Below are 13,290 nucleotides of genomic sequence, written 5' to 3'. Positions count from 1 at the left end.
CGCGAGAGGAGGAGCGGCGTGCTGGAGTCCGTCGAGGGGTCGAAGACCGCGCTGGCGGCAGCAGGCCTGCGGATCGGCTACGAGCGCGCGGTGATCTGCGAGAGCGTGGATCTGCGGATCGAGCGCGGCTCGTACACCGCGATCATCGGGCCGAACGCCAGCGGGAAGTCGACTCTCCTGCGAGCCGTCGCGCGGGTCCTGCCCGCCCTGGCCGGCAGCGTCCTGCTGGACGACGAGGACATCCGCACGATCCCCACCAAGCAGCTCGCGACGCGTCTGGGGCTGCTGCCGCAAACCTCCCTCGCACCCGAGGGGATCCGGGCCGCCGACCTCGTGGCACGTGGCCGGTACCCGCATCAGGGGATGTTCGACCGCTGGTCGGCCCGGGACGAGGCGGCGGTGCTCGCGGCGCTGGAGGCGACCGGGACCGGGGACCTCGCCGGGCGCCTGGTCGACGAGCTCTCCGGCGGGCAGCGACAGCGGATCTGGGTGGCGATGGCCCTCGCCCAGGAGACCCCGCTGCTCCTCCTCGACGAGCCGACGACCTTCCTGGACATCACGCATCAGTACGGGCTCCTCGAGCTGTTCGAGCGGCTGCGCAGCGACCTGGACCGCACCATCGTGGTGGTGCTCCACGATCTCAACCAGGCCGCGCGATTCGCCGACCATCTCGTGGTGATGAAGGAGGGGGCCGTGGTCGCCGCGGGCCCGCCGCGCGAGGTGCTCACCGCGGAGCTCGTCGAGGAGGTCTACGACCTGCCCTGCCGCATCCTCGAGGATCCCGAGACCGGCGCCCCGATGGTCATCCCGCGGGCGGTGAACCGGGTGGGCGTGGGTGATCTCCCTGGCCGTGCCCCCGCGTGACACCCGCACACTGGGGCGATTCCGCGCCCGATTCCCCCGAGTCTGCTGTACGTGCGGGGCGGCGTGCCCCGGGCATGCGTCCCGCCCCGATCCCGCCGCCTCGCTTCGCGAAACTTCCACAGACTTGGGGGAAAGGAGCTCGTGTTCCCCCAAGTTTGCGAGGCTTACCCGGCCGCGCGAGGGGTGGCGCGAAACGGGGCACACGGGACATCGTGGTGGCCCGGAGGATGACCCGGTACCGTGCAAGGAGCCGGGCGCAGCCGCTCGGCGGCGGTGCGGGTCCGGCCCGCACGCGCACCTCGACCTCAGGGGGATCGTCACCGTGGAACTGATCACCGTCGCCGGCCATCCCGAGCCGGTCAAGGCCTCGCCCGTAGCCGCCCGCCTGCTGCACGAACGTCTCGACTCCGTGCGGGACAGCCGCGGGGACCAGGCCGCGGCGGCGCTCGAGCGGTTGGTGGGGGAGCGGATCGGCACGCTCCTCGCGGCAGGGACGCCGAGCATCGACGTGGCGACGATGCGGTCGATCGTCGACTACATCGAGCTGCCCTCCGAGGATGAGCCCGCGCCGACCGGCCTCGGCAAAACCATCCAGGGCATCAAGGACAAGCTCGCCCAGCGCGGCGGCCCGGTCGGCGGCTGAGTCGAGGCCGTCCCGCGGACGCCGTCCCGGCCTCCCCACAGGTCCGCCTGCGTCGGCTCAGAACCCGCGCTGGGTATCCGCTCGATAGTCGACCAGCACACCTCGCGCGCGCAGCTGCGCGATCCAGGCGTCGAGCTGCTGAACGTCCTCGGAGGTCCCGCAGGGCAATCCCGCGCGCCGGAGGCTCTCCCGCTCGAGCATGCGGTGGATGTAGGTGTCGCGATGCTCCTCGCGCACGTCCCAGGGAACGAGGGAGAGATCGATGGTGAGCTGCCTTTCCGGGCCGGATGTGCGGGGTGACGAGAGGCGTCCGTGCGTACTGCCGCTCCCGGGAGAGTAGGGCGGGGGTCCGACGCCCGAGTCCACGGCCCGGAGCCGGCGTGACCGAGGCACCGCGGTCTGTGTACGATCGTCCAAGCCGTCGGCCCCGACGCCGGCGCCGGCCCTCGTGGTCACCCCGCGCGCCCGCTGGGCCCCCTCTCGAAAGACGCCGCCACCCCGTGTACGCCCTCCTCCTCGCGATCATCTACATCGCCTTCATCAGCCTCGGCCTGCCCGACTCCCTGGTCGGCGCCGGCTGGCCCGTCATGCATCAGGACCTCGCCGTCCCCGTCGCCTTCGCGGGGATCCTCACGATGATCATCGCGAGCGGCACGATCGTCTCGAGCCTCGCCTCCGAGCGGGTCACGCGACGCTTCGGCGCCGGGACGGTCACCGCGGTCAGCGTCGGCATGACGGCGCTCGCCCTGCTCGGCTTCTCCTTCTCGCCCGCCTTCTGGATGCTGTGCCTGTGGGCGATCCCGTTCGGTCTGGGCGCGGGCGCGGTCGACGCGGCGCTGAACAACTACGTCGCCCTGCACTACGCGGCGCGGCACATGAACTGGCTGCACAGCTTCTGGGGCGTCGGTGCCTCGATCAGCCCGTTCCTCATGGGGTACGCGATCTCGGCGGGCCACGGCTGGTCCGCCGCCTACCTGTGGATCGGCCTGCTGCAGGCCGCGCTGATGCTCGCGCTTCTGGTCAGCATTCCGCTGTGGGGGAAGGTCGACCGCGAGCGAGCGCGGCCGACGGAATCCCCCGAACCCGACGCCGGCGCCGACCCTGGCGCCGACCCCGTCGGCCCCGTGCCGTTGCTGACCGCGCTGCGGATCCCCGGGGTGGCGCTGATCCTCGTGACCTTCTTCGCCTACTGTGCGCTCGAGTCGACGGGCCTGCTGTGGGCGGCGACGTACCTGGTCACCGAGCGGGGCGCCCCGCCCGCGGCCGCCGCGATGCTCGGGGCGCTGTTCATCCTCGGCATCACCGTCGGACGCTTCCTGGCCGGCTTCTTCGCCGATCGCATCGGGGATCGCGCCCTGATCCGCGGCGGCTTCGCGATGATCGGCGTCGGCGCGCTGCTGCTCGGCCTGCCGCTGCCCACTGACGTGGTCGGCTTCGTGGGGCTGCTGATCGCGGGCGTCGGCTGCGCGCCGATCTACCCCGCGATCATCCATTCGACCCCGGCGAGCTTCGGTGCCCGGAACTCGCAGGCGATCATCGGCATCCAGATGGCCGCGGCCTATACCGGCTCCACGATCGCCCCGCCGCTGTTCGGCGCGCTCTCCACCGTCACCGGGCTGTGGGTCCTGCCGCTGTTCCTGATCGTCCTGGTGGCGCTGGGCATCGTGATGTCGGAGCGGCTGAACCGGCTGGTGGCCGCCCGCGGCGCCTGACCCGTCGGCCGTACCCCGCCTCGCGGGACCCCTGCAGAGTGGGCGGACTGCGGCTCCAATTCGCCCCAGAGTGCAGGGGTTACGGCGCCCGCCGCGGCCCGGACCTCACCGTCCGGCGGGCGATCACCGTCCGGCGGCGCGCTCGTCACGCAGTCGGGCGAGGTTCGGCAGCGGGCACCAGGAGCCGATGCGCGGGTAGTCGACGGTCACGCCGGCGACGCCGTGCTGGCCGAAGGACATCGCCCAGTCCAGGCCGGCAGGCAGCGGCACGAGCATCAGCGGCACCGCATCGCCCTCGGTGATCAGCCCGTTCGCGATCGCCCCCTCCTTCGCGCGGGTGGCGCTGGTGTAGATCGCGAGCATGTTTCCGGGCGGGGCCGCGAGGAAGTACGGGCGCGGCTCCTCGGGGGTGCCGCGGTTGATGACCACCCAGTTGTCCAGGGCAGTCACCGCCCGCCACAGGGCGATCTGCGGCTCGATCTCGGTGGGGCGCGCGCTCGAGATCTCGTGGAGTCGGTCGATCTCGGCGAGCTGGTCGGGGTGCGGCTCGAGGGATCCGCGGGTGGGCTGGTCGTCCGGGCCGGGGGAGGGGCTGCTCATCGCCCCACCCTATGCGCCGCTCCCGGGCACGCCCTCGGCGACTACCTCCGCGACCCGCATGGCCGGATCGGCAGACCAGGGACGGGTCTCCGCCGGCGGGCATAGGCGCCTGACGGCGGGGGCGCGAACACCCCCTAGGCAGACTTCTTCGTCGAGCCGGACTTCTTCTTCGTCGTCCCGGACTTCTTCTTCGTCGTCCCGGACTTCTTCTTCGTCGTGCCGGATTTCTTCTGCGTCGTCGACGAGCGCTTCTCGGTCCCTGACGATTCATTCGTCGCCGACGACCTCGTCGACCCGGTCGTCGTCCTCCCCGAGGCCGACGACCCCGCGCTCCGCCTCTTCTGCACGCTGCGCTCGAGGGCGTCCATCAGGCTGATGACCTTGCCGTCGCCCGCGTCGTCGTCGGTGGAGGAGTCCTTGCCGAAGGTCGCCTCGGTGTCGATGGCATCGCCCTCCTCGAGCTTGGCATCGACCAGCTCGCGCAGCTGCTCCTGGTACTCGTCGGTGAACTGCTCCGGGTCGAAGTCCCCGCTGAACTGCTCGACGAGCGCGGCCGACATCTTCCGCTCCTTCGCGCTGATCGTCGTCCGCGACGGACCGAAGTCGACGTCCTGGAGATCGGTCGGCCAGCGCAGGGTCTGCAGGGCGAGCAGGTCCTCGTGCACCCGCAGCACCCCCAGACGGGTCTTGGAGCGAAGGGTGAAGGTGACCACGGCCGTGCGCTCGGTGTCCTCGAGGGTGCGGCGCAGCAGCACGTACGCCTTCGAGGAGCGGCCCACGGGCTCGAGGAAGTAGGAGGTCCCCAGCAGGATCGGGTCCACCTGATCCCCGGGGACGAACTGGACGACGTCGATCTCGTCGTTGTCCTCCGCCGGCAGGTCCGCGAGCTCCTCATCGGTGAGCACGACGGTCTTGTCTCCGTCGTCGTAGGCCTTGTCGATGTGCTCGTAGTCGATCTCGCGCCCGCACACCTCGCAGATGCGCTGGTACCGGATCCGTCCCTGGTCCTCGTCGTGGACCTGGTGGAAGGACAGGTCGTGCGACCGTGTCGCCCCGTAGAGCTTCACGGGGACGTTGACGAGCCCGAACGTGATCTCACCGCTCCATATCGCGCGCATGCCCCATGACAGCACAGTGCTCGCCGCCTGGCCAGGGTCAAGGCCCCGGGGCGCGGGGCCTCGGACCGATCGGTCGCCGGTCGGGGCTGCTCCGTGACGGATCGGCGGAACGGGGGCACAGTGGCTCCATGGCACACGGTGAGCAGAAGGTCGAGGTCGACGGCCGCACGCTGAGGGTCTCGCACCTCGAGAAGGTCTACTACCCCTCCACGGGCACCACCAAGGGCGAGGTGCTGGACTACTACCGCCGCGTGGCCGGGGTGATGGTCCCGCAAGCCGCACGCCGCCCCGCCACCCGCAAGCGCTGGGTCGACGGCGTGGGAACCGCCGAGCATCCCGGGAAGGTCTTCTTCCGCAAGGACCTCGAGGACCACGCCCCGGACTGGATCCCGCGGGCGGACATCGATCATCAGGACGGCACGTCGACCTACCCCCTGGTCGACGAGCCGGCCGTGCTCGTGTGGCTCGCCCAGCTGGCATCCCTCGAGATCCACACCCCGCAGTGGCGCTTCGACGCGAACCTCTCCCCGTCGAACCCCGACCGGCTCGTGCTGGACCTCGACCCCGGAGAGGGGGCGGGGCTGGCGGACTGCGCCCGCGTCGCCCACTGGTGCCGCGAGATCCTCGACGGCATGGGGATGGCGTCCTTCCCGGTCACCTCCGGCTCGAAGGGCATCCACCTGTACGCGCCCCTGGACGGCACCGCCACGGCCCAGGAGATCGCCCAGGTCGCCCACGAGCTCGCGCGGGCCCTCGAGGAGGACCACCCCGACGACGTCATCAGCGACATGAAGAGGTCACGGCGCGCGGGCAAGGTGCTCGTGGACTGGTCACAGAACAACGGCCACAAGACCACCGTCTGCCCGTACTCGCTGCGCGGTCGCTTGCGACCGACGGTCGCCGCGCCCCGCACCTGGGAGGAGATCGAGGATCCGCGGCTCGAGCAGCTGGAGCTCGGGGAGGTCCTGCGGCGGGTCGAGGACGGTGTCGATCCGATCGCTGACCTGGGGTTGAGCGGCGACGGTGAGCCGGCCAGCGGGCCCGAGGATCGCAGCACGCGGGACCGCTTGGAGGTCTACCGCTCCAAGCGCGACGCTGCCAGGACCCCCGAGCCCGTCCCCGAGCGCGTGCCGGCCACCGAGGCGGCGCAGCACGCGCTCGATGCGGACCAGCCCATGTTCGTGATCCAGGAGCATCACGCTTCGAGCCTGCACTGGGACGTCCGTCTCGAGCACGACGGTGTGCTGGTCTCGTGGGCCGTGCCCAAGGGGCCGCCGCTGGAGGTGGGCGTGAACCGCCTGGCCGTGCAGACGGAGGACCATCCGCTCGAGTACGGCACCTTCGAGGGCAGCATCCCGAAGGGAGAGTACGGCGGCGGCGACGTCACCATCTGGGACACCGGCACCGTCGAGATCGAGAAATGGCGCGAGGGGAAGGAGATCATCGCCGTCTGCCACGGTCGTGAGGACGGCGGGCTCGGCGGGGTGCCGCGCCGCTACGCGTTCGTGCACACCGGCGACTCGGGCGGGAAGCGGACGAGCCGGGCAGCGACGGAGAAGGCCCGTGCCCACTGGCTGCTGCACCTCATGAAGAACCAGCCCGAGGCCGGGCCCTCGCGCGCCGCGACGCCCGATGCGGCCTCCGACGCGGGGGCCGATGCGGCGACGATGGGGGAGCCGATCGCCCCGATGCTCGCCACGCTGGGCAGTCGCGAGGACATCCGCGACCAGGACGACTGGGCCTTCGAGATGAAGTGGGACGGCGTGCGCGTCATCGCGACCGTCACGGCCAGCGCCGTGCGCCTCACCAGCCGCACCGGCAAGGACCTGACCGCGACCTTCCCCGAGCTCGCCGAGCTGCAGGACGCCATCGACCCCGCTGTCCTCACGGCCGGTGAGACCGTGCTCGACGGGGAGATCGTCGCGCTCGACGATCGCGACCGGCCGTCCTTCTCCCGCCTCCAACAGCGGCTGGGGCTGACCCGTCCGCGGGACGTGGAGCGGGCCCGGCAGGACGTGGAGGTGCACGTGATGCTCTTCGACCTGCTCGTGCGCGGCGGGGACTCGCTGCTGCGCACCCCGTACCGCGAGCGTCGGGACGCCCTGTTCGACGTGGTCGCGCCGAGCGGGCACGTGCAGCTGCCGCACGCGGACCACGGCGACGTCGACCACGCGATCGCGCTCTCGAAGGAGCTGCAGCTCGAAGGCGTCATGGCGAAGACGGAGACGGGCGTGTACCGGCCCGGCAAGCGCAGCCGCACCTGGATCAAGATCAAGAACGCCCGGCACCAGGAGGTGGTCGTCATCGGCTGGCGGCACGGCAGGGGCGGTCGCTCCGGCGGCATCGGTTCCCTGCTGCTGGCCGTCCCCGACTCAGGCGGCGAGCTGCGCTACGCCGGCCGCGTCGGCACCGGATTCACCGATCGTGACCTGGAGCAGATCGCCGCCGCGCTCTCCTCCCGCACTCGGAAGACGCCCCCGGTCGATGACGTGCCCTCCGCGGACCGTCGTGACGCCGAGTGGGTGCGCGCGGACCTCGTCGGCGAGGTCCAGCACACCGAGCGCACGGCCGACGGCCGACTCCGCCACCCCGTCTGGCGCGGGTGGCGGAGAAACAAGGCGGCGGACGAGGTGCGATGGGAGGAGTGAGCGGGCACGGCCCTCGCCGCGGGCACCGGTGCCGGTTCCCCGATGATCGGCGAGCAGATCGAGGTGACCCTGCGCGGCAACGCCCTGCGGCTGTACGGCCTCGGGGGCTGAGGGATCGACGTCCTCGCCCGAACACGGCCTGGCGCCCGGACGCTCAGTCGGCGACCCCCTCGGCGACCCGCAGCGCGTTCGCGAGGATGGTCAGCACGGGGTTCACGCCGCCGTTGGTGACGTGCAGCGAGGCGTCGGCGACGAACAGGTTCTGATGTCCCCACACGTGCCCGTCGGGCGCGGTGGCGGAGCGCGCGGGGTCGGTGCCGAGGCGGAGCGTGCCCGCCTGGTGCTGGCCGGCACTGACCGGGGTGGGGAGCGACATCGGCCCCATCGGCACCACCCGCTCCGCGCCCGCCTCCTCGAGCCAGGCGGTCGCGCGCTCCACCAGTAGGGCGCGTCCGCGCAGGTCCTCGCGGTGCAGGCCGCCGGAGAGGTGCACGATCGCGCGCCCGAAGCGGTCCCGTCGGCCGCGATCGATGCGCACCCGCGAGTGGGCGGAGGTGACCTCCTGGATGGGTCCCATGACGCGGCCGAAGCGGAGCATCGCCCGCTCCGTCGCCGCGGAGCCCTGCGGGGTGTCCGCGGGGACGAGGCCCGTCTGCAGCAGCGAGCGCTGGGCGGTGGCGGGAGTGGGCACGAACTCGTCGGCGAGGATCCCGCCGCCCACGATCCCGGCGTTCCCGTGGCGGAGGTCGCCGGTGGAGATCGACGGGCCGGGGCCGCGCAGATCCACCACCTCGTCGGCGAAGAGGGCCGACGCCCCGCCGTAGGCATGCCCCTGGAGGTGCCGCCCCACCTGGTCGTGGGCGTTCCCGAGCCCCGCCGGGTGGGTGTCGGTCGCGCTGTCCAGCAGCAGCCGCGCCGACTCGATCGCGCCCGCGGAGAGCACCACGGCGCCCGCGGCGACCTCGCGCCGCCAGATCCGTCCGTCGGGCGTCTCACCCACCAGTTCCACGCCGCGCACCCGGCCCGAGTCGCCGGGGGCGAGGAGGATCCGGGCCACCTGCGTACCGGGCAGGATCGTCGCGTTCCCGCTGGCCGCGGCGCGGGGGAGGGTCGTGTTGTGGCTGCCGGCGCGGGCCGCGACCGGGCAGTCGAAGCCGATGCACTGGGAGCAGCGGATGCAGGCGGCGCGGCCGCCGTGGGGGCGGGAGGCGACCAGCAGCGGCACCGGCTGGGTGCCGAGCCCCAGGCGCTGTGCGGCCGACGCGAGCAGGGCGGTCAGCGGGGAGCCGCCGACGGCGGGCAGCGGCAGCTCAGCGGTGCGCGGTCCCGCCCACGGGTCGGTGAAGGGGCCGCCGCTCACGCCGAGCTGCTGCTCGACGCGGGTGTAGAACGGCTCGAGATCCTCATAGGTGAGCGGCCAGTCGGCGAGGGCGGAGCCGTCGGGGACGCCGTAGGTGCTCGCCATCTCGAAGTCGCGGGGTGCGAACCGCCAGGCCTGCGCGCCGAAGACGCGCGTGCCGCCGCCGAGGGTGAGGGCGTTGTCGTTCCAGCGCCAGTCCCGCGGCGGCACGGCCTCCGCGGAGCCGCCTCCGAGCGACACCTCGCGCTCCTCGCCGCGGACCCCGGGACCGGTGAGGGTGAGCATCCCGGTCGCGGCGCGGGGCGTGCGCAGATGCTCCCGGACCAGCGCCGAGGGGGCCGGGTAGGCGCCGCGCTCGACCACCAGGATCCGCATCCCCGCCTCGGCGAGGACCTGCGCGGCCATGCCACCGCCCGCGCCGGAACCGATCACGATCGCGTCGTAGCTGTCCTGGAGACGGTCGGGGGTGGCGAGGTCCTCCGGCCGCAGCAGCGCCTGGTGCGGGGTGACCTGCGCCGGGGGCGCCCAGTGCACCGCGTGCGGAGCGAGGGCGGAGCCGACGCGGTCCGGGGCGAGGCCGTGCGCGTACAGCAGGTCGCCCACGAGCGCCCGCTCGGCCGACGCGTCCTCCAGCGGCCCGGTAGCCCAGCCCATCCGGTCCGAGTCGTCGATACTGAGCAGCCGCGACGCCAGCTCCTCGACGAGGTCCGGGCGGGCGATCCCCGGATCCAGCGCCCGGGACACGCGCTCGCGGGCGGCGGGCAGGCGAGGATCGGCGGGGTGGACGACAGGGGTCACGGGATCCTCCGGGGGGCGGGGTGGGGTGCAGGGATGCGTGCAGAGCGGATGGGGTGAAGTGGTCTGGGAGCGCCCGGCGACCGTGGTGGATACGTCAATCCCTCAGTGCCTCCAGAGTGGCAAGCGCTGCCATCCGTCGGGTGCTCCGGTGTGGCTCATCGGAACGACGGCGATCCGGGGGAAGGTTCTCATCACCGCCGGCAGCATGGTCGGGTTCCCGATGCGGTAGGTGGTCAGAAGGTATTGGACGGTCGAGAGCTGACCGAACGCTCTGCTCATGGTGGGGCTGAGGCGCGTGATCTCGGACGAGCCTGTCCTCGGGAGGCGGGGAGTGAGGGCGAAGACCCGATTGAAGAGCCGTCCGTGATGGGCCGAGTAGTTGCGGAGGATGTTCAGGGACCTGAGCCAGGACTCGAGCTGCGGCCCCGTCAGTTCCACCTCGGCGGCGACGGCGTCACGGACCTGACGAGGGGACATCCCGAACAGTCTTGTCAGCTTTCCCCAATCGAGGATCTCCACGGCAGCCCAGATAGGGAGCTGGCCACGGTAGTGCCGCTTGTGGTGCGAGACGAAGTCCTCTCGTGACTGGCGAAGCTCACTGTCGTACTTCGATCTCCACGTCAGGTAGTTCTGCGAAGGCCGATGTGAGCCGCTCTCCCGCGCTGTCGGTCCCAGAAGTTCGGGTCGGCAGTGAACCAGAGGATCCACCTGTCCGAGCTCGTGGCCGAGGCGCGCTCGGATCGTCAGTTCGATATGGCTCAGCGAGGTGAAGGCGGCAGCACGGAGACGTGCGTCGAAATCGTGGAGCGCGACGACGTCCCGCAGATCAGTGTCTGGGAAGAAGCGATCGGACCGTCGTGTGCTGTCGCTCTGCAGCATGCGAAAGGGGTACCAGTAGCCGGACAGCCGGTAGTAGTTGACCGAGCGCAGACGGTCGACCGCCCATTCGCGGTCGTGCACCGTCATCCCGCGGGAGATGAGCAGGTCGACCTGTTCGTCGTACGACTTGAAGACCTTGGCGGGCATCTGCCTGTCGGTCATCGAGCGCACCGCGGAGAGACAGGTGTCGCGCGATCCGCGCAAAGAGAAGACCGGCCCTGGACCCTGATGGGCGGAACCGGTCGTGATGGATCAAGACTACCCGGGCTCCCGACGATCGTCACCCCGTGAACCATGTACGCCCCCTCACGATCGCTCTGCGCGTCCGGTCGATCCTATGGTCGGGGCCGACAGATGAGTCAGCTGGTGGTCCACTCGTACTCAGCGGTGAGGCCCTCGATCTGGGGATCGGCCACGATCTCCAGGTAGATCCAGGTCCCCTTGCCGTCGCCCTTGAGCTCGAGGGGCAGATCCTCGATGACCACCGGCTCTTCCGGGCTCAGCTCGTACTCGTGCCAGTAGTCCGCCCCCTCGAGCAGCAGCGTCCCGCTGCCGGACTCGATGGTGAAGGTGCCGCTGACCACGGCCTGCGAGTGCGTGCGGTTGGAGTCGAGCGTGGTGTACCACTTGCCGTCGGAGCTCTTGTAGGTGACGGTGCACGAGTGCTCGCCCCCTCTGCCGCTGCAGCGCTCCGATACCCGCTCCGTGCAGCCGGTGAGCGCGAGCGAGATGATCAGCAGTCCGATGGCGCCCCCGCGCCGGATGTTCCCCCACATGCCGGCGATCGTACTCGGGTGGGGAGGCCGGTCCGGTCGATCCATCAACGCAGAAGTCTGCTCTGGACCTCTGCAGGCGGAACCGGTCGTGATGTCCCCAGCGGCCCCGACCACCTTCGAGGACCGCGGCCCGGGCAAGTCCGGCGAGGCCTTCATGCAGTGGCGGGCCCTGATCGCCGAGCTGGTGCCGCGTCACTTCGTGGATCCCGATCCGCGGGGCCTCAGCCAGTCCTTCGGCAATCCGCCGCATTACGGCCCGCAGGCGGAGATCCTCGTCGGCTCCGAGGCGCTCGGTGACACGGCCCGCGTGCTCACGAAGCGGCCGGGCCGGTTGACGCGGCTTCACGAGTACACCCTGCAGGCGCAGGGGGAGGACTGGCTGATCGACACGATCGAGGACTACAACGGCGATCCCACCGAGCCCTTCGTCACGGCGGAGGCCGCCGCGGAGCTGCGCGCCGCGACCAGCCCCGATGCCGAGCTCCGCGATCTGCCGGAGGGGGAGCGGGGCCTGGACCATGTCCACAACTTCACCCCGCGAAGAACAACTACGCTCACTCCACCAACCCGGTGTTGCATCGACCGATTGAACCCTGAAGCGCCCTGGGTTTCGTTCCGTGGTTAGACAGTCGCGGGCGCGGTCGTCGTGGGGCGAGTGTAGGTCGCTTCGACCTCGGCCGGGGTGCGGTAGCCGAGAGCTTCGTGGATCCGGCGTGTGTTCCACCAGTGGACCCAGGCCATCGTCGCGATCTCTACGTCCGAGACTGAGCCCCAGGTGCACCTTGAGTAGATGAGCTCGGTCTTGTAGAGGCCATTCACGGTCTCGGCCAGCGCATTATCGTAGCTATCTCCCACGGTTCCGACAGACGCCTTCACACCAGCAGTCGTGAGAGCGTCGGAGTAGGCGAGAGAAACATATTGAACGCCACGGTCCGAGTGATGAATGAGTCCATCCCGCGCCCGATGAGCACCGGTGGAGATCAGCGCTTGCTCCAACGCGAGGAGCGGAAGCGATTCCGTATGCAGTCTGGATGCGACAGCCCAGCCCACGATTCTGCGCGTGCACGCGTCGGTGATGAACGCGGTGTAACAGAATCCCGTCGGAAGACGAACATAGGTGATGTCCGCGACCCACAACTGGTGCGGGCGCTTGGCCGCGAACTTCCGCTCCACGAGGTCCGGGCGATGGTCCGGCTCCCGCGACGGGCAGGTCGTGAGGGGCTTCCTGCCTCGTCGAACACCGTGCACTCCGGCGAGGTGCATGAGTCGGGCGACCTGGTCTCGGCCCACGTCCCAGCCGGCTCGGCGCATGGCATGCCACATCTTCCGGACCCCGTAGACACCGTAATTCTCCTGATGGATCCTTGTGATCTCGGTGAGCAGGGTGGCGTCTCTGAGATCGCGGGCTGAGGCGGGACGCGTTTTCGCTGCGCGGTAGCCGCGGGACGTGATGAACCCACATTCTGTCGCACCGAGGATGCGGCAGATGGCCTCGACCCCGAACTTCTCGCGATGCATGTCGATGAACGCGATCATTTCGTCGTGGGGCGGTCGAGTTCCGCTGCGAAAAACGCTGAGGCGGCCTTCAGGATCTCGTTCGCACGTCGCGCCTCGGCGAGCTCCCGCCGAAGCCGGCGGTTCTCCTCCTCGAGCGGCTCTCCAGAGCCGGCCGGCTCGGTGGGTCCGTAGCGGTTGCACCAGATCCGCAGCGTCTCCACGCCAACGCCGAGCTGTGGTGCGACGGCACGGATCGATGCTGCACGGGGGCCGCCCTCGCGGGCTTGGCGGTCGTAAACCATGCGCACGGCACGGTCACGCAGCTCTGGACTGAACTTCTTGGGCATGCTCCGATTCTCCTTGCTGAGACTCGGAACGGAACCCAGGGCGCTTCA

General features: G+C 70.7%; 12 protein-coding genes and 1 other annotated feature. Of the genes, 5 read left to right on the top strand and 7 right to left on the bottom strand.

Annotated features, from left to right (window positions below; genetic code table 11):
- The first annotated feature begins 18 nt into the window (after positions 1-18).
- Positions 19-864 carry an ABC transporter ATP-binding protein gene (locus V1260_RS03970; protein WP_329745495.1) on the top strand — a complete coding sequence of 282 codons (846 nt, stop codon included), beginning with the start codon at positions 19-21 and terminating at the stop codon, positions 862-864.
- Positions 865-1,186: 322 nt separating this feature from the next.
- Positions 1,187-1,507, top strand: coding sequence for a hypothetical protein (locus V1260_RS03965; protein ID WP_329745494.1), 321 nt, complete (start codon positions 1,187-1,189; stop codon positions 1,505-1,507).
- Positions 1,508-1,564: 57 nt separating this feature from the next.
- Here the strand turns inward: V1260_RS03965 and V1260_RS03960 are convergent, their stop codons facing one another.
- The gene (locus V1260_RS03960) at positions 1,565-1,744 is read right to left on the bottom strand and encodes a hypothetical protein (RefSeq protein WP_329745493.1); all 180 of its coding nucleotides are present in this window, start codon (positions 1,742-1,744) and stop codon (positions 1,565-1,567) included.
- Positions 1,745-2,007: 263 nt separating this feature from the next.
- Here V1260_RS03960 and V1260_RS03955 point away from each other — a divergent pair, with 263 nt between their 5' ends.
- Positions 2,008-3,219 carry an MFS transporter gene (locus V1260_RS03955; protein ID WP_329745492.1) on the top strand — a complete coding sequence of 404 codons (1,212 nt, stop codon included), beginning with the start codon at positions 2,008-2,010 and terminating at the stop codon, positions 3,217-3,219.
- 123 nt (positions 3,220-3,342) lie between these two features.
- On the opposite strand, the gene V1260_RS03950 is transcribed toward V1260_RS03955, so the two are convergent.
- Together V1260_RS03950 and ku are read right to left on the bottom strand one after the other, a co-directional pair.
- Positions 3,343-3,819 (bottom strand): hypothetical protein, encoded by a 477-nt coding sequence (locus V1260_RS03950; RefSeq protein ID WP_329745491.1) that lies wholly within the window; start codon positions 3,817-3,819, stop codon positions 3,343-3,345.
- Positions 3,820-3,953: 134 nt separating this feature from the next.
- The gene (ku, locus tag V1260_RS03945; RefSeq protein WP_329745490.1) at positions 3,954-4,937 is read right to left on the bottom strand and encodes a non-homologous end joining protein Ku; all 984 of its coding nucleotides are present in this window, start codon (positions 4,935-4,937) and stop codon (positions 3,954-3,956) included.
- A gap of 128 nt (positions 4,938-5,065) precedes the next feature.
- On the opposite strand from ku, the gene V1260_RS03940 reads away from it, so the two are divergent.
- Positions 5,066-7,585: an ATP-dependent DNA ligase gene (locus V1260_RS03940; protein WP_329745489.1), complete on the top strand. Its 2,520-nt coding sequence runs from the start codon at positions 5,066-5,068 to the stop codon at positions 7,583-7,585.
- A gap of 154 nt (positions 7,586-7,739) precedes the next feature.
- On the opposite strand, the gene V1260_RS03935 is transcribed toward V1260_RS03940, so the two are convergent.
- The 3 genes from V1260_RS03935 to V1260_RS03925 form a co-directional block, all read right to left on the bottom strand.
- A complete protein-coding gene (locus V1260_RS03935) occupies positions 7,740-9,743 on the bottom strand; it encodes a GMC family oxidoreductase (RefSeq protein ID WP_329745488.1) in 2,004 nt (667 codons plus the stop codon).
- A 102-nt stretch (positions 9,744-9,845) separates the two neighbouring features.
- Entirely contained in the window at positions 9,846-10,784 is a 939-nt protein-coding gene (locus V1260_RS03930; protein WP_329745487.1) for an Abi family protein, read from the bottom strand.
- Between the two features lie 197 nt (positions 10,785-10,981).
- Positions 10,982-11,398, bottom strand: a complete 417-nt coding sequence (locus V1260_RS03925) for a hypothetical protein (RefSeq protein ID WP_329745486.1) — start codon at positions 11,396-11,398, stop codon at positions 10,982-10,984.
- 91 nt (positions 11,399-11,489) lie between these two features.
- Between V1260_RS03925 and V1260_RS03920 the strand changes: the two genes are divergently transcribed.
- Positions 11,490-12,023, top strand: a complete 534-nt coding sequence (locus tag V1260_RS03920) for a hypothetical protein (RefSeq protein ID WP_329745485.1) — start codon at positions 11,490-11,492, stop codon at positions 12,021-12,023.
- On the opposite strand, the gene V1260_RS03915 is transcribed toward V1260_RS03920, so the two are convergent.
- Positions 12,020-13,242, bottom strand: a protein-coding gene (locus V1260_RS03915; protein WP_329745484.1) for an IS3 family transposase whose coding sequence is annotated in 2 segments (ribosomal slippage) — positions 12,020-12,963 and positions 12,963-13,242 — 1,224 coding nt in all. Because the reading frame shifts where the segments join, the coding sequence is not laid out codon by codon here. The two genes, V1260_RS03920 and V1260_RS03915, sit on opposite strands and share 4 nt — an antisense overlap.
- Positions 12,871-12,973, bottom strand: a sequence feature (AL1L pseudoknot). (Overlaps the previous gene by 103 nt.)
- Positions 13,243-13,290: the final 48 nt, after the last annotated feature.

It is taken from the genome of Brachybacterium sp. J144 (genome assembly GCF_036321705.1).
Taxonomy (GTDB): domain Bacteria; phylum Actinomycetota; class Actinomycetes; order Actinomycetales; family Dermabacteraceae; genus Brachybacterium.
Note: the sequence above shows the minus strand (reverse complement) of the source record. Positions and strands in the feature narration are given on the sequence as shown.

What these genes read in the sequence shown, in the direction of transcription:
- V1260_RS03950 (WP_329745491.1), bottom strand. Translation starts at nt 3,819, where the DNA reads ATGAGCAGCCCCTCCCCCGGCCCGGACGACCAGCCCACCCGCGGATCC.
- ku (WP_329745490.1), bottom strand. Translation starts at nt 4,937, where the DNA reads ATGCGCGCGATATGGAGCGGTGAGATCACGTTCGGGCTCGTCAACGTC.
- V1260_RS03940 (WP_329745489.1), top strand. Translation starts at nt 5,066, where the DNA reads ATGGCACACGGTGAGCAGAAGGTCGAGGTCGACGGCCGCACGCTGAGG.
- V1260_RS03930 (WP_329745487.1), bottom strand. Translation starts at nt 10,784, where the DNA reads ATGACCGACAGGCAGATGCCCGCCAAGGTCTTCAAGTCGTACGACGAA.
- V1260_RS03925 (WP_329745486.1), bottom strand. Translation starts at nt 11,398, where the DNA reads ATGTGGGGGAACATCCGGCGCGGGGGCGCCATCGGACTGCTGATCATC.
- V1260_RS03920 (WP_329745485.1), top strand. Translation starts at nt 11,490, where the DNA reads ATGTCCCCAGCGGCCCCGACCACCTTCGAGGACCGCGGCCCGGGCAAG.